Below are 16,084 nucleotides of genomic sequence, written 5' to 3' on the forward strand. Positions count from 1 at the left end.
GCATCCCTCTTGCGTCCCGAGGCGATGCCAGAAAAAGCCACTCGATTCTCGCTTTGTAATGAGCTTGCCATGGTGAGATCACCTGGTCCACACAATGCTACTTGGATTACAGTCTGCTTGTTCATGCTCAAGATTTTGAAACACCACCCCTCTCGCAGGTTGTTCCAGTGTTTCTGAAATGTGGCCCGCCATGCCTAGCCACCTGCTTTTTCACAAACCTCGACAGCTTTCTCATTTCCCTCTCCTGGTCGGGGTTCGATCCAGCAACACTGAACACACCTGCAATGTTGCAAGCTGATTCCTTATGGGTCCACCATGGCTGAGTGGCAAAGCACGAGATCGGACCGTGCTTGCCACACCATCCTTAAAACTATTTATCGCTACTCTCAACCAGTTGTTCACCGTAAAGCCTGAAGGCTCAATGCTTGAAGATGGATGGTCCGCACAACTGTTACACAATCAGAAGTTCACAATCTCGAATAGAGTTCGTTATCAATGAGTTGCTGATAGTGGTAAATTGTCCCGCTCTCTCCGCCACCTAGCCTGATGAAAATCCGGGGCAAAATCCCGACCGCAACGGCGAGACCAAAAGTCACTTTTCCCATATCAATCACACCAGCCGCTTTCTAACGCGGCAATGCCAGCAAACGACGACACTCCCCCACCAGAAACTCTGCGTGCACATACGGATCGTGGCTGATGTCACTCCACAAGATCCGCCCGTCTCCATCCATCAAGAAAGTTCCGTGAAGTGGCTCTACGGCGAACTCATCATAACAGCGCCATTTTTTGAAAGCATCCATCTTCGGATCGGCCAACAACAAATAGGGAAGATCGGGATTTAACTCCGGTCCTTTGCCCAATCCCTCGGCAAGCTTCTCAACGGAATCGGTTCCGATCCCAACCACCCGAATGCCCTCTTTTTCGAACGCCGGAATCTGCGGCTTGAACTTCTGCAACTGTTCCACGCAATGCGCACAACCCTGTCCAAGGAAAAAAATGACCAGCACCGGTTTACCCCTGAACTGGCTCAATGTATACAAGGTGCCGCTTTTGTCGGGAAGCTCTAGATCGGGAGCTTTGGCCCAATCCCTTTCAACCTCGTCAGAAGCTCCCTTTGGAATCGCCACATGCTTCTCGCCGTTGACCCCATCGCGCAGCTCCTTTGCCAGCCTCGTGAGCGGCACGGAGCCAGGCTGGGATTGCATGGCAGAGTCCAGCTTGGCCAGCGCCACTTCTTTGGCCTTCGCCTTCACCAACAAAGGCACCATGGCTGCCACAGGCACATCGGAGATCTGACTCAAAAATGGACTCAGCCTCCCACCCGCCAGCTGCATGAAGGCATCCGCGCCACGCTCCATTTTGGTCGTCAACTCGGCATATTGATTGAGATAGGAAGTTTGGCCAAGTTGCGCGACCATTGCTGCCAACTGCTTCCGCTGTTCCGTCGCGCGCTCCCTCTCGCCTCCCCCCGCATTGGCAATAACCGCCCAATATCGACGATAAACCTGTGCCAAAAGACCCGCGTCATCCGACTCGCCGCCCTCGACAAATTTGGCCAACTTATCCCATTCCCCCAAAGCCGCCAGGAGCTGAACCTTCAATCGATGTGCCTCCAAATACGGACTTGCTGGCGCATCATCAATCGCCATCAAGTTCGTAAATGCAGGTTTCCGGGGAACCGTCACCAATCGTTCAGCCACCGCAAGCGCCTCCTCAAACTCGCCCAGATGATAACTGGTCCAGGCAAGCGTTGCCGCAGTGCTGAAGCGCAGCTGTTCGCGATCATCCTCCACAAACCGGTCCTTCAAAAAGTCATTGCTCCCCTCGCGCAAAACGCTCGTCAGATACGCTTTCGCCTTCGTCAAATCTCCCGCTCCAAGAAATGCCTGCGCCGCGAGCCGCCAAAGGGTGGGGCAATCAAATCGATTTGCATGCGACTTCACCCATTCACTCGCGCGGACCGGATTAGTGCTCAACCACAGCAAGACGCCATACCCCACCAGATCGCCCCCGCCTTTTGCAGACAACCATTGTTCCATCATCGACTCCCATTCATCTCCATCCACCACCGGCAGACCCGATAGGTGCGAAGCCAGAAGCCGGTAACGCATCGCAAACACCTCTGCACATCGATCCTCAGGATGCTGCGTCGCCATCCTCTGAAGCGTAGCGCTCAAACCATTCAGCCGCTGCACAATATCACCACCCGCCGCCGCATCAAAAAAGCCCTGGTAGGCCGCGATCCATCGTTTTTCCCCTGCTCCTGCACTCTTGATCTCGGCGGCTTTGCCAAGAAAATATTGAGCCCGCATCGGTGACTTTTCATTTGCCATGGCAAGCCCCAACCAGCCGGAGGCGCATTGCGGATCCAACACCACAACGTCCCGGAACCAGCTCTCCGCATCCTCATCATCCAAGGCATGCAGACTCCGCAAGCCCGCAATCATCCGCGCACCTATCTCCTCCTTTTCCCTGACTGAAGAAACCCACGGAAGATTGAAGTCTGAAACAACCCCGGGCTGGCTCAACGTCAGCCGCTGAAACGGTCCACTGCGAAAAGCCTCCTTGTCATTAACCGGTTGTTGAAACTGTTGCTCTTTTTGCCAGGCCAATGCCGAAAGACATTGAAAGGCAGCCTTCTGCGCCGGCTCGCCCTGCCCCCGAACACTTGCCGAAAACCCCGCAAAGGTCAGCGCGCAAACCAAGACCAAGGCCGAACTATTCAACGACAAGGTCATCTTGGGTAAACAACTCCTTGTCAGGACCCGCCGAACGAATCTCCATCTGCTTGGCGGACAGTGCGTGGAACCAGTAAGGCGTGCCCCAGGCATCCACCAATGCCCCATCCTTGATGGCGGGACTGTCTTTGGGCAACAAGGCGGTCCGCTTGTTATTCTCCCCAATCAATGCACTCACCACCATCTCGTTGTGTCCAGGCGGATTGTCGCCAAATCCTTGCCGAAACAGATACAACACCTCCCGCACCGCCTGAATCCGTTCCTCTGGATTCCTCTCCGGATTGGCAAGCATGTTGGACATCTCCGCCGCCGCATCATGCATCACCACAGGGGCCAAGGGCTCTGACTTCATCTCAAGAGTGCCGCCATCCCGCGCAACATCCGTAGCACTTGGCACTGAGTTCTCAGCGAACGCATCATCAGTCGCAGGTTTCGGAGGCAACGGCGTGCGTCGCACCCTCGTCGCCAGCACCAGAAAAACGACCGCCAAAGCGATGATTAGCCAAAATTTGTGACGTTGAAGATACGACATGGCAGGTATCTTCAATCCTACACAATCCGGCCAGATTATGCATCAAGGAAATCAAGATTCCCTGACGTGATGTTCGGCAGCGTCACGAAGCGGCCCAGGTTCGGAAAGATGGTGGACAACGCCGACGAATCCACTCCAAACCATCTCGCGATATTGGCCGCATACTGATCCACCGACGTGCTCGGAATCCACAACCCGCGGCTTCCTGTGGCATCAATGGAGTTGGTCACCGTGCCCAGTTTCAATACGGGGAACTTGCCATAGACCCTGCCGCCCTTGACCGGACCGCCCATCACCAGCGTGTGACCACCCCAAGCATGATCGCTTCCCGCGCTGCTGTCTGCCTTGTTGGCCGTGAAGGTGCGGGTGAAATCCGACGCGGTGAAAGCAACCACATCGTTCCACTTGTTTCCGACCTCCGGGCCTTTGAGGGCATCCGCAAAACCTTTAAGCGCGCAGTTCAAGGTGCTCATCAGACCAGTGTGTCCTCCGGTAGCGCTGCCTTCAGGAATCTGCGCCACATGAGTGTCATACCCACCATGCTGCACAAAAAATATCTGCCGACCATTGCCCAACGCACTTTGTCCAGCAATGAGGCGGGCCACCAGTTTCATCTGATTGGCAAACGAATTGTTGGCGCTGATCCCGGAATCGGCAAAAGCATTGGTGAAGTAGCTGTCGAGCGTCGTTGCATTGGTGCCGGGAGCGATCGTCGGCAACAAGGCGCTTCCAACCATGCCTTCGGTCACGCGGGCGCTGACGGTGACACCATTGTGGGCGTTCTCCATCAGGTTGGCATTGGCCATGTTGATGATGCTCTCAAATGCCTGCAATCGTCGCCCGGCTTCTGCCGAGGTTTTGTAATTGCTCGGTTCAAACAACACATTGGGATTGTTCACCGCGCTGGAATAGTTGGTCCCATAGCCGGAGAGGCTGACTAGACCATTGCTGCTCATGATGTAAGGCGTAACATTGCCAGTGGGACTTACCTGAAAGCTGTTCACTCCGGATATGGAAATGTTCATGGAAACATTGCCGCTGGAAGGGTTGTGAACGGGGTCGAGAAGATCCGCGATGCGCCCTCCCCAACCACTGCTGAATGGGCGATCGGGAATGGAGCTCTGCCATTGCACCTGCTGGTCGGAGTGGGAGTAGAGCTGCGGTGGTTTGGGTGCGGTCGAATAATTTGCTCGTGTCACCCCCGGCATCGTCATTGAGCCGACGTTCGCCACAAAGGCAGCGTCTCCCTGCTCAAACAAGGTCTTGATCGCCCCAAGTTTCGGATGGATTCCATAGCTGCCAACATAACCACTGAGAGGATTGGATTCAGCGATGTTGGTGGCAGCGATGGGCAGCGCATTCAAACTTGCATCGGCGTTGTTGATGGGAATGGCCAGCAGTCCCCTGCCCGCTTCATAGTCCGCGCGGGCACCACCGGACAGTGGCATCAGCATGTTGTTCGAATCGTTGCCGCCGTTGAGGAAAACGCATACCAGCGCCTTGTAACCCCCTCCTCCAACCGGCTGGGCGTTGAGCGCCCCCTGCATCAATTTCAAATGCGCCAGGGTGTTCACCACGCTGGTAATCCCCATGGCCGAGCATCCGGTCTTCACCAAAAACTGCCGTCGATTGGGTTCGTTTTTTCGCGGAAAAATCAGGTTCATGGCAATAAGTTGAGGGGACGGCTGGAAAGGCTTTTTTTAAATCTTCGATGCTATTTAAGGATCAACGCCTGCGGACAGCTCAGGACAAGATAGATGATGTTGCGAATGCGGGTGCGGGCATCGTTCCTAAAGTTGGTATTGTCACTGGTGTGGCGGTTGTTGGCGGCGATGAAGTTCACTGCGTCGATGATCGACTTGCGCGGATTGGAGGTTCCCAGTGATCCGAATTTCGCTTTCAGATAACCACCACAAAAAAGCAGGTCATACTGATCCACCAATGCTCTGACCGCTTCGGCATGCGCCACCTGTCGTTGAGTGGTTCCCGGTGTCGTCGGAACTGCAGCAGGAGCATATTGGTCGACCAGGGATGCGGCGTAAAGACTGATGTAGCTATCGATCAGTGGATCATAGTTCAGAATCAGATTGTCTTTTTGATTGCTGATGTTCACCGGCTGGGCCGTTCCACCCGGAGAGGAGTCAAAGGTCGTGGCAGTGAAATATCCAGCGTTGACCGAATATTGGGGGTTCGCCAGCTGCACCTGCGAAGCATTTTGATAGGATGCCATCATCGGGAAATCATCCAGTCCGCGTCCGGTGTTGGTGTTGGTGGTCGATGGAAGCGAGGCAAAGATGGTGCTGTAGTGATAATTGAAGATGTTGACGACGCTGGACTCCGTAGCGACCTGAAGTTCAGGGGCCACCAAGCCCGCTGCGGCAAGCGGTCCAGGCATCACATAGTCCGGCAGGAACCAGTTGAAAACACTGGGGGAAAACTGCGGGCTCTGGGTAATGGACCCGGTCAGATCGGAGAACCTGAACCGCACCGGATTGGCCGTGAACTTCGCGAGTTCAGAAGTCGGATAGGCAGTGGTCACCGGAGACTGCTGCGAATTGAAGGGGACCGTCATGGTGGTCAGGTTGGCGAGCGGGGCACCAGAGAAAACCTTGGCGGCACGCAGATAGGCTGCCAGGTGCAGCAGCGGCTCCTTGGGTTTTCCTGCGGTGGCCACATTGTCAGCGAACGACAGACTGCGCGCTTCATAATCCAGCAGGATGGCCTTGATGACTTCCCCGAGATTGCCATTCGTATCCCTGAACTTTTGTGCAACGCGATGAAGATAACCGGAGCTTGGATTGGAGGTGGTGAATCGCTGGATCAGTAACCGGCTGATGAACATGGGCGTGTTGGGATGCCCGTCGTAAGTGGAAGAGGCCAACTGCCCCGCGAGGGCATTGAGCGCCAGACTAATATCTGCAAGTCCTTCTGATTCGACCCCTGAGTTATCAGTTCGCGCCGGGATGTTCGCCTGCCCCACCTTCCCCTCAAACAAGATCTTCGCAGCGAAGTCATGATGAGCATCGAATATCTTCATCGGATTCGTCCACTGAGCCTGCCAGTAACGAATCTGGTTGCCCAAGTAGAAATCCGTATTGTTTTCAACTGCACCGATCCGCTGATTGGAGGTATTCGGATAGGTCGCAACACCGTTCACCACCGCGTGACGTTTTCCAAAGCCGAAGCCGGTCATGACTCTGGAGAGTTCGCGGATATCCTCCTGGTCGTAAGTGGGAATGGGAAGTCCGTCCTCATCCAGCTTCAGGCTGCCGTCGGGGTGGCGCAGCACCAAGCCAATGGAAAACAACTGCATGATCTCCCGCGCAAAGTTTTCATCCGGAGTAATGTTCCCGGAAGCCTTGCGGTTTTTTAGGTGGCTGAGATAGATCCCCATGATGGGATGCTGGGTAACATCCGACAATACCTGGCGGTATTTGCCAAAGGCATTGTTGGCCAGCATGTCCCAATAGTGGGCTGCCCCGTAGTGATAGGTGGCGACGGTGGTGTCGGCTTCGGAAATGACGACGATCTGACTCAAAGCAAAAGCCATGCGCTGGCGCAACTGGGCTTTGGCCTGCAATGTCAACGTCCACCATTCGCGACGGCGGTTCAGCTGATTGGGATAGTTGTTCTCGTGGATCGTGCTGCCTGACCAAGTGCGGTTTCCTGTATTCCAGGAAAATGAAGCGCCCCCAAACTGGGGATCGTTGTTCGCATTCAGATGCCGGTTGCCACGAATCATAAAATCCTCCACGTCCGCCGCCTCCACCAAGGTTTTCAACGAAGGATATGGCGTGGTGGTGGCACTGATTTGTTGATCCAGCCACGCGGTGTAACCCGCGATCGCGTTGTTGCCATTGGCGGCAATCAGATTTTTCACCTCCTGGATGCTCTCCGGTGTGGGACCAAAGGTGGCCTGAGTCAAAAATCTCGCGATGTCCCGGTCAATGGCGTCGCCGGTCAACGCCGGCCATTGGGCGCTGCCATAGGCGGGGGGATCCGCAGGTGTCGGTGGCGGCATCACGGAACCTGAAGTCAGGGTATAATTACCACGCACTTCACCACTCGGGTAGTTGGCACTGTGGACGTTGATGTAAACATATCCTGCATGCAGGGCATTGAGCGTCGCCTGATCCGTTGTCCATCCCACCGCCGGTTCAGCTTCAATCGACCACGGATGTTCGCTGACCTGACCCAGCGGAATGCTTTCAATGATGGGCCCGCTGTTCTGAGGATCGATGGCAGGTGCCGCGTGCAAGTGAGACGCGCTTTGGATCGTTGTCAGGTTGCTGAATTCGGATCGCACCAACGCCTGAGTGTTGTCGCCATTCAGCAACAAGGTTGAGACCCCGGTCGCACTGGTCACCGCACCACCCTCGCGACCATAATACGAGACAAAAAGACGACGATTGTCATCCGTATTGGTGGCATCGCGCACGTCAACGGTGCAGGTGGTGCCGACCGGAATGGTCACGCTTCCGTTGTCCGCCTTGAACGAAAGCCGTAAGATTTCCGGCACTTCCGGAATCAGTGGCGTCTCCACTTTGGGGGCCACCAACAAATCGTATTGCGTGGCACCACTGGCCATGGTGATGGTGCTGCCGGGTATTGCAACACCCGTGCTCGTTTGTAATGTGTAGTCGTTGGCAGAGGCCGATCCCTTCAGCGGATCAGGCGATCCCGCCGTGGTGAGCGAGATGGTCAGCGGCATGGTGGTGCCGTAAGTTCTTGTCAGCCGCACACGGGCTTTGATTCCTTCTTTTTCAAAGGCACTAGGGGTCACCACACTGGTGGTGATCGACATCAAGCTGCGCAAAGTCTCGCCATCGCTGGCAGCGCCCCCCGAAGCGTTGTTGGTCGAATTTGCAAGGGCAGGATTGGTGCCCATCACCGACTCCGCCCAGTCCGAAATCTGATCGCCATCGCTGTCCTGATCACACACCTTCACCATGTAGAATTTAGGCGTTGTTCCCGTCCCCATCGGCACCGTGATCGTCATGGTCGCGTTGTTGCCCGTCACCGGACTGCCTTCTGCAACCCAGGTCGGCCCCTTGGGCGACGAACTGCTGACCAAACTGTAGCGTTTTCCCGTCAGAGTCTCGAACGATACCTGCACGTCCGTTCCGACAATCGCCATTGTCTCCACATTCAGCCGATCCCCCGCGCTGCGTGGATCGGTTCCCGCCACTGATTCCTCGTAATTGGATGCCCCGTCACCATCTTCATCTTCATCAGGAGGCAACAAGTCCGGCGTGACCGAGTAGCGATGCTGCCAGACATCGTCGTAACCATCATTGTTAAAATCGCTCATTGCATAACCCGTTTGGGAAAATGACAGCAGCGAAGTGGTGACTAATCCCAGCACTAGGGGGAGGTTGAGCTTCATGGCAGGAGGCTAGGCGTTGAGCTCAGGCCAATTACCGTGAGCAAACTCCTAAAATGCCAAATATGCCAATAAAGATCAATCCAAAAATATTCGGAGGCAAATAATTGTTCATGCTCACCAACCAAAAATGGCGCTACTGCGGCACGGTCTCGCGCCAATCCAGCATGACCGCGCTCCCGCCATCTCCAGAAACCAAAACCGTGATGCTGCGGGCATAATCCCCTGCAACCCCCGTGCTCACCACCCGGCGGGTGCTCCCCTTGAGCGTCAACAAACCTTCGAGCAATACCATGTCGGCCTCTGAAATGCCCAGCAGCGCCGTCACTTCGCCCAGCTCTAAAAATGGCGTATCATCCAGCGTGTAACGTCGTCCATCGGGTCCGTCGCGGCGTGACGCCAGATCCCTTGCATTCAGCACCGAAACCCCCGTGAGGGCCGCAATCAGCTCAGGACTCGCCTCATTGACGTCCAGCATCCCATCTCCAAACACGGTGAAACTCTCCCGCCATTGTGGCCAAAGCTCGATCAACGTGTCCATTCCGGCCACCAGCGCCACTTCATCCAGACTGCGAAACGGTCGATCATAAGGCCGCCCCGGAAAACCCGCCTTTTCATATTGATCGCGCTCCATGCTGTCGAGCCGCTGCAATTCATCGCCATCGATCCAGTCGAGCATGCGATTGACCAACGTCTGCGCCGCCGCCGCTTCCAAACCTTTCCCTGAAAATAACCGCTCCAAAATCAGCCGACGCTGCTCCGTGAGCAAGGCGTTGATGTTGAGCAAACTCTCCTCGGTGGAGATGATCGCTTCATACCTCTCCACCGGGGAAACCTGACGGCCCAGCAAAGGATCACCCATCTTCACCATCGGATTCGACGCCACAGCAACCCCCATCTCCGCGAGCTGTCTCGCACGAAACACCTGGTGCCGCGCTCCCACCGACTCCACATCCTGCATGATCACCATCAAGGTGGTTACCACCAAAAAAGACAGCAGTGCGATCACCCATAACACCACCAGCAAGGCGGAAGCCCGGCTTTTTTTGGTCGGTAAGATCGCGAAATTCATCCAGTGCAGGCTATTGTTCACAGCGCCTCCATTCTGCCAAGCGGGAATCAACTTTTTCTCCCTTTCTTCGGGAAAGACACCCGCCTTGTCGTTCCCGGCAATCCCCGTGAATTTTTCTCGCACCGTGATTTCTAAGGCCTAAGATAGATCAGGATTTATTGACTTACTACCATGCCCGCCGCCCCGAACCTCCACTTGTATCTTCCCGGCGAAGATAGCAGGGAGTTGTGGCGTCGTGAATCCAATGGCCGCTGGGCTCATCAAGTTACCGCTTCCACCGACACGAGCGGAGCCGTTCGGGCGATCGAGATGCTGGCATTCGACAGCAGTCCGTTTTTTGCATTGAACCCTGGCGATGACCACAAGGGCCTCGACCAGGCGATTGCGCTGCGCTGGGAATCCCTCGGCATGGAGGTTGAGCCGCCGGGCAAGGTATGGACCGGATGGGAGGTCGCTCATGAACACGGCCGTGTTCTGGTTGGAACCCTCGCGCTCAATGCCCAGGACCTGCCCGAAGAAATGCTCCGGCACAACGCTTCAGGATTTGAGCCCAGCATCTCGCTCTATGCGATCCCCCATCACAGTTTTGTCATCTACAAGGAACTCGGACGTTATGTCGTCGCCTTCATGCATGAGAAACGTTTGGTGCATGTGACCGTGCTCTCCTCCCGCCAGCTTGATGACCATGCCGTGACGGAAATTCATCACCTGGTGGAAGCATTGCGCGGCAGCCTGCTGGTCTCTACTTTTCAGTGCGGCTATCTTTGGACCGAAGCCCCCGCCGCTTTCCTGACATCGATCCAACAAATTCTAGGCATCCCCATCCTGGTCGCCCCCAAACCTGCGCCCGAACTCCCGTTGGAATCCAGCGGCCTTGTGCCGCCCTTCGTGGCCATCGCCAGGCTTGCCCATCAAAAGCGCCGCCGACAAATGCAAATTTTCGCGTTCGCCGTTGCCGCCGTCGCGCTCTTGTTCGCTGGCTGGATGGGTGCCCTGATGCTGCGCGAACACAAGATCAACGAACAAATGGCTGTCATCGAAGCCAGGCGTCCCGAAGTCGAAAGTGCCCGCACCGCGCAACTTCGCTGGTCCGCGCTCGAAGAGGCCGTGACGCCTGACACCTATCCGGTCGAAGTGTTTCACCAGATCGTCTCGCTGCTTCCGCCCGAAGGCATTCGCTTCAAGGAGTTCAGCATGAACAGTGAAAATGTCGTCGTCAGCGGCGAGGCCAGTTCACTCATCCATGCCTCCACTTTTCAGAAGGCGTTAAAAGAAAGCACGCCACTGCAACGCTACACCTTCAACGCCCCGCAGCCCACCATCATGGATGACAATCGGGCCAGCTTCCGCATCGAAGGAAACCTCAATCCGGGAGGTGCCGATGCAACGCAATGAACGTCGATTGCTGATCGCCAGCGGCACCATCGCCAGCGTGTTCGCTTTGTTGCTGGTCTCGCAACGGCTCATCAACTGGCAAAAAAACCTCGACCGCCGTGAGCGCGAAATCGAGTTGCTGCAAATGGAAGCCGACGCCCTCCTCGCCGATGCCCCTGCATGGGAAGCTCGCGCACGCTGGCTATCCCAAACCCAGCCAGTGGCCTCCGACGAACTCGAAGCCAACAAGGAACTCGATCACATCGTCTCCCTGGCCAAACGCGAAGGTCTCGTCGTGCAGTCACAACAACTTCAAGAGCCACTGAAAACCGACTACTTCCTGCAAATCGGTGTCACCCTCTCCGTCAAAGGCCAGGTTCCCGCCGTTTTCCGGTGGATGCACACCCTGCTCACCCCTTCCGAATTCCGCATCGTTCCCGCCCTCAAAGTCATCCCTGACAAGGAAGACCCCGCCCAAGTCGTCGCCCAAGTGCAATTCTGGCGGCGCTACTCACCCGCCCTGGCCGCCACCCCATGACCCCGCCACGAGTGATATTTTTCCTCTTCATCACCGTCATTTCCACGGTTGCTGCTGCTGTTGTCGTTGTCGGACAAGAGTTTCCAGCACCAACGCCTTATCCTGTGGATCGATATGAAGCCGGCTGGAACACCAACCCCTTCACCCTCAAAACCGCCGCCGTTGCCACCCAAAAAGAGTCGTTCGCCAAAGATCTTGTCCTCGGCAGCATGTATCAGGTCGGACTCGAAACCACCGTCGTTCTCGTCAACGCCAAGACCCGCGAACGCATCCGCATCGTCAGCACCCAGGCCGACCCCAACGGCATGCGCATCAAATCCGCCAACATCCTTAACTCCCGCCGCGACTCCTACGCCGAAATCGAAAAGGACGGCGAGATCGCCATTCTCCGCTACGATGATCGCCTTCAAAAACAACTCGCCGCGCAGAATCAGGTTGCCAGCAACGATCCCAATGGCAACGGCAACCCAAACGCTGCGGCCATGAACGAGGCGGCAGCGGCAGCGGCAGCTCGCGGCCAACCGGTTCAAAAACCACCCGGTGCCATGGGAAACAATTCCGCCAATCCAAACCCGAATCCCAACGCCGACATCACCCCCCTTCCTGGCCGCAACACGCCGCCTCAGCGTCGAAGACTTCTCACTGCACCAAGATCTGCCCCCGCCCCTCGCCCGGCTCCCGCCCCGATGCCTCCGCCACCATCTCAATAAATTCCTCATCTCCTCTTGCCGCCATGTCATCGCCTTCATCAGTTTTCCTAGCCTGCGCCATCCTGACTATCGGACTGTTCACCACCGTTTCCGTCGGCCAGACCATCCCATCGCCCCTGCCTTCCCCGGTTCGTGCACCAACCCCAGTTTCCAGCCCCGGGTCCGTGAGTGGAGTCACCGTGCAATTCCCGCCTGGCACCCCACTCTCCGAAGTCCTCGAAGTGTATCAACAACTCACCAAAAAGCGCCTCATCCGCGATCCTGCCGTCGAAGCCAAAACCGTCGGCATCGAAACCAGCGGCCAGCTCACTCCCGCTGAAGCGATCGAGTTCATCGAAAAATCCCTCCTGCTCTCTGATGTCGCCATCGTTCCCAGCGGCGACAACATGCTCAAGGTCGTCAGCACCGAAGGTGCCAAAAAACCGTCCGGCGAAGGGGTCCCTGTCATCCTTCGTGAAAGCGACCTGCCGGAATCCGACCAAGTCGTCAGCTTTGTCCTGCCCCTTCAACACCTCAACGCCGAAGACGCCGCCCAAACCTTCTCCCAAATCGTTCCCCCCCACTCGTATGGCATCGTCGCCGCCATTCCCAATGCGCGCGCCCTGCACATCACCGAAAACACCAGCACCATCCGCGCCTACATCGCCCTGGCCCGGCAGGTCGATGTCCCGCCCAACGAAACCAAACACCAGACCATTCACCTCCTCCGCGCCAGCGCTGAAGAAGTCGCCGAACAACTCTCCAACCTGCTCGGCCTTAATCAAGCCTCCTCCGCCACCTCCTCAGGCGGCGGAAGCAACAACCGTCGCGTCAATCCGCCGCTCACACGTCCTGACGTGCCGATGACCCCGCAACAAGCCGCCGCCCAGCAGGCCGCCCAAATCAACATCACCCCCACTGTCGGCACCGCCACCGCCGAAGCCGCCCCCCCCATCATCCAGCCCATCGCCCGCACCAACAGCCTCATCGTGGTCGCCAGGCCCCTCGACATCAAATACATCGAAGCCCTCGTCCAGGAACTCGATGCCGAATCCCCCACCCGTGGTTTCGTCTCGCGCCGTCTCAACTACATGGACCTCACCACCTTCATCACCGTTGCCGAGAAAGCCCTGATGCGACACAGTGACAACGCCAGAGGAGGCATCCCATCGAGCAGCGGCAGCGGCACCAATACCAGCACGAGCGCCGTCAACAGCGGCTCCACCACCGGCTTCGGCTCTGGCGGACTCAACAGCCGCTTTGGTGGCAGCAACAATAACAATACCTTCGGGGGCAACGACTCGATGGGTGGCAACGGCTTTGGAACCACCAGTGGCTTCGGAACCAGCGGCGGCTTTGGTAGCAGCGGTAGTGGTGGTGGTGGCTTCGGCTCCGGTGTTAGCGGTGGTTCAGGCGCCGGCCTTGAAATCACCCCCAAGGCATTCAGCACCCTGGTGGCCAATACCCTGGTCATCGTCGACCCCGCCAGCTCCAGCTTTTTCGCCAGCGGTCCACCTGAACAACTACGCATCCTGAATGAACTCGCTGATTCGCTCGATGTGCGCCCCAAACAAATCCTGCTCACCACCATCATCGGTGAATTCACCCTGGGCGATGACTTCAAATTTGGCCTCGACTGGATTCGCACCATCGACAACATCGGCAACAACAGCCTGATCGGTGGTGTCTTGCAAACCCAGGGAGCCGCCTATGCCAACCCTTCAAGTCTCGGCGGCGTCGAAGATTTCCTGCCCGCCCTCGACGGCCTCACCGTCTATGGCCAGATCGGCAAGAACCTTTCCACCTTCATGCAGACCCTGGGAACCAGCAATCGTTTCCGCCTCTTGCAACGCCCCAGCATCACCACCTTGAACCACCAGACCGCCACCATCTCCACCGGCCAGCAAATTCCCTACGCAGGCTCCTCACTCACCACTGCCGACAATGTCGTCAGCGGAGCTTCGATCCAGTCGACGGTCCAGTTCGCCAGTGCCGAGCTTACCATCTCCATCACCCCTCACATTTACAACGACCGGGAAGTGCTCCTTGAGTTCATGCAGCAAAACAACAACGTCAATGGCTTCACCACCATCAGCGGCAACCCCGTGCCCAACATCAACTCTCAACAACTGCAAAACCGCATCATCGTGCCCGACCGCAACACCGTGATGCTTGGAGGATTGATCACTGAAAACGACACCAACAACAAAAACGGCCTGCCCTTCCTCATCCGCGTGCCCATCCTGAAACACCTTTTCGGCAACACCAACAAAAACAAAACCCGCCGCGAACTGATGATCTTCATCCAACCCCGCATCCTGAAAGACGGCGAAGAATACATGACCGAACAAAGCGACATCAACCGGGACGTCATCAGCTATCCCGACGTGCAAAGTTTCGCCAATCCCGGCGACGGCACTTCCCTGCTTCCCCTGCCCAACTGGCAACACGAGCGAGATGCCACCCCCCCCGTCAAAGCCCAGGACGCATCCAACCCGGCCAGATAAACGGCGCGGAGCAGCCGACCTTTGCTCGCCTATATTGCTCAGTTCGGATTCGCCGGAGGAGTCGCTGCCGGAGCCGGAGCCTGAACTGGCGCAGATGTGGGTGGTTGCGTTGGCGTCGGCGTCGGCGCAGCTGCGGGACGCGGAGCAGTTGGAGTCGGTGCCACTGTCGGAGTAGGCGGCGGAGTCCGTCGAGGTGCCGCTGCGGCCGCAGGCACTGGAGCCGGAACCGGATCACCGCCATCAATACTCTTCAGATACTTGAAGAAATCGCTGTTAGTCGTCAGGATCACCGTGCTGTCCGCACCCAACGTCGTTTTGTAGGTATCCAACGTTTTAATAAACTGGTAAAACGCCCCCGCCTCAGGACTGATGTTATACGCCCGGGCATAAATCTCTGAGGCCGTCGCATCCGCCTCCCCTTGAATCTCCTGCACCTTGCGATAGGCACCCGATTCAATCTCACGCAATTCACGCTCTTTCCGACCACTGATCACCGCCGCCTCACCGGCTCCTTCCGAGCGAAACTTTTCGGCAATCTGCATACGCTCACTCACCATCCGGTCATAAATTTTCTCAATGACCCCGTCCTTGTAATTGATCCGCTTGAAACGCACATCGAGCAACTCAATGCCCCAATCCGTCACCTTGGGAGCCGCCGCTGCCAGCACTTCCCGCTCCAAAATGGTTCGTCCCACCCGGATCGGCGGCAACACCCCAACCGTCGGAGAAGCCTCCGCCAGCGTCTCATCCACCTGCGGTTTGCGCTCCTTGTCCGTGCGCACCACCTCGATCAAATCATGACGCGCAATGACGTTGCGCGACTCACTCCCAATGATGTTCTCCAAGCGAGACAACGCGGTGCGCTCATCGCTTCCCAACGTCTCGAAATAGCGCAACGGATTCACAATCCGCCAGCGCGCAAAGGTGTCGACCACAATGTAAAGCTTGTCCCGGGTTGCGATCTCATTCGGCGGTCCTTCCCAGCTGATGATGCGCTTTTCAAACCGGTTCACTTCCTGAACAAACGGCAGCTTGAAGTGCAGGCCTGCTTCACTGTTGTGCATATGCGACCCGGCTTCGCTTTTTTCGGGAGCCACATTCACCGGCTCCCCGACCGGCCTGCGGAACTGCGTCACAATGACCTGCTCGGTCTCGTCCACCACATACATACTGCTCGACAGCACCACCACCCCTGCGAACACCAACAACAAAATAAACGGAAGAAAAACAGCTTTCATAACTAAGTTA

10 protein-coding genes are annotated in these 16,084 nt (G+C 56.7%); 4 read left to right on the forward strand and 6 right to left on the reverse strand.

Annotation, left to right across the window (positions count from 1 at the left end):
* Positions 1-626: 626 nt before the first annotated feature.
* The 5 genes from FEM03_RS13030 to FEM03_RS13050 form a co-directional block, all read right to left on the reverse strand.
* A complete protein-coding gene (locus tag FEM03_RS13030; RefSeq protein ID WP_166442832.1) occupies positions 627-2,741 on the reverse strand; it encodes a redoxin domain-containing protein in 2,115 nt (704 codons plus the stop codon).
* Complete coding sequence (locus FEM03_RS13035) at positions 2,722-3,273, reverse strand: hypothetical protein (RefSeq protein ID WP_240772772.1); 552 nt, start codon at positions 3,271-3,273, stop codon at positions 2,722-2,724. The genes FEM03_RS13030 and FEM03_RS13035 overlap by 20 nt, the downstream gene beginning before the upstream one ends.
* A 35-nt stretch (positions 3,274-3,308) precedes the next feature.
* Positions 3,309-4,937: a DUF1501 domain-containing protein gene (locus tag FEM03_RS13040; protein ID WP_138086717.1), complete on the reverse strand. Its 1,629-nt coding sequence runs from the start codon at positions 4,935-4,937 to the stop codon at positions 3,309-3,311.
* Positions 4,938-4,987: 50 nt separating this feature from the next.
* A complete protein-coding gene (locus tag FEM03_RS13045; RefSeq protein ID WP_138086718.1) occupies positions 4,988-8,659 on the reverse strand; it encodes a DUF1800 family protein in 3,672 nt (1,223 codons plus the stop codon).
* Positions 8,660-8,792: 133 nt separating this feature from the next.
* Positions 8,793-9,728, reverse strand: a complete 936-nt coding sequence (locus tag FEM03_RS13050; RefSeq protein ID WP_138086719.1) for a type II secretion system minor pseudopilin — start codon at positions 9,726-9,728, stop codon at positions 8,793-8,795.
* A 171-nt stretch (positions 9,729-9,899) separates the two neighbouring features.
* Between FEM03_RS13050 and FEM03_RS13055 the strand changes: the two genes are divergently transcribed.
* The 4 genes from FEM03_RS13055 to FEM03_RS13070 all read left to right on the forward strand — a co-directional run bounded on the left by FEM03_RS13055 (position 9,900) and on the right by FEM03_RS13070 (position 14,836).
* Positions 9,900-11,123, forward strand: coding sequence for a PilN domain-containing protein (locus FEM03_RS13055; protein ID WP_138086720.1), 1,224 nt, complete (start codon positions 9,900-9,902; stop codon positions 11,121-11,123).
* Positions 11,110-11,640: a GspMb/PilO family protein gene (locus tag FEM03_RS13060; RefSeq protein WP_138086721.1), complete on the forward strand. Its 531-nt coding sequence runs from the start codon at positions 11,110-11,112 to the stop codon at positions 11,638-11,640. Before FEM03_RS13055 ends, FEM03_RS13060 begins: the two co-directional genes overlap by 14 nt.
* A complete protein-coding gene (locus tag FEM03_RS13065; RefSeq protein ID WP_138086722.1) occupies positions 11,637-12,350 on the forward strand; it encodes a hypothetical protein in 714 nt (237 codons plus the stop codon). Before FEM03_RS13060 ends, FEM03_RS13065 begins: the two co-directional genes overlap by 4 nt.
* 179 nt (positions 12,351-12,529) lie before the next feature.
* Positions 12,530-14,836: a secretin N-terminal domain-containing protein gene (locus FEM03_RS13070; RefSeq protein WP_166442833.1), complete on the forward strand. Its 2,307-nt coding sequence runs from the start codon at positions 12,530-12,532 to the stop codon at positions 14,834-14,836.
* 38 nt (positions 14,837-14,874) lie between these two features.
* Here the strand turns inward: FEM03_RS13070 and hflC are convergent, their stop codons facing one another.
* On the reverse strand, positions 14,875-16,074 hold the full coding sequence (gene hflC / locus FEM03_RS13075) for a protease modulator HflC (protein ID WP_138086724.1): 1,200 nt from the start codon (positions 16,072-16,074) through the stop codon (positions 14,875-14,877).
* Positions 16,075-16,084 lie beyond the last annotated feature (10 nt).

The organism is Phragmitibacter flavus (assembly GCF_005780165.1).
GTDB lineage: Bacteria > Verrucomicrobiota > Verrucomicrobiia > Verrucomicrobiales > Verrucomicrobiaceae > Phragmitibacter > Phragmitibacter flavus.

Excerpts from the sequence above, each read along its gene's own strand:
- FEM03_RS13030 (WP_166442832.1), bottom strand. The coding sequence starts at position 2,741 with ATGACCTTGTCGTTGAATAGTTCGGCCTTGGTCTTGGTTTGCGCGCTG.
- FEM03_RS13035 (WP_240772772.1), bottom strand. The coding sequence starts at position 3,273 with ATGTCGTATCTTCAACGTCACAAATTTTGGCTAATCATCGCTTTGGCG.
- FEM03_RS13040 (WP_138086717.1), bottom strand. The coding sequence starts at position 4,937 with ATGAACCTGATTTTTCCGCGAAAAAACGAACCCAATCGACGGCAGTTT.
- FEM03_RS13045 (WP_138086718.1), bottom strand. The coding sequence starts at position 8,659 with ATGAAGCTCAACCTCCCCCTAGTGCTGGGATTAGTCACCACTTCGCTG.
- FEM03_RS13050 (WP_138086719.1), bottom strand. The coding sequence starts at position 9,728 with ATGAATTTCGCGATCTTACCGACCAAAAAAAGCCGGGCTTCCGCCTTG.
- FEM03_RS13055 (WP_138086720.1), top strand. The coding sequence starts at position 9,900 with ATGCCCGCCGCCCCGAACCTCCACTTGTATCTTCCCGGCGAAGATAGC.
- FEM03_RS13060 (WP_138086721.1), top strand. The coding sequence starts at position 11,110 with ATGCAACGCAATGAACGTCGATTGCTGATCGCCAGCGGCACCATCGCC.
- FEM03_RS13065 (WP_138086722.1), top strand. The coding sequence starts at position 11,637 with ATGACCCCGCCACGAGTGATATTTTTCCTCTTCATCACCGTCATTTCC.
- hflC (WP_138086724.1), bottom strand. The coding sequence starts at position 16,074 with ATGAAAGCTGTTTTTCTTCCGTTTATTTTGTTGTTGGTGTTCGCAGGG.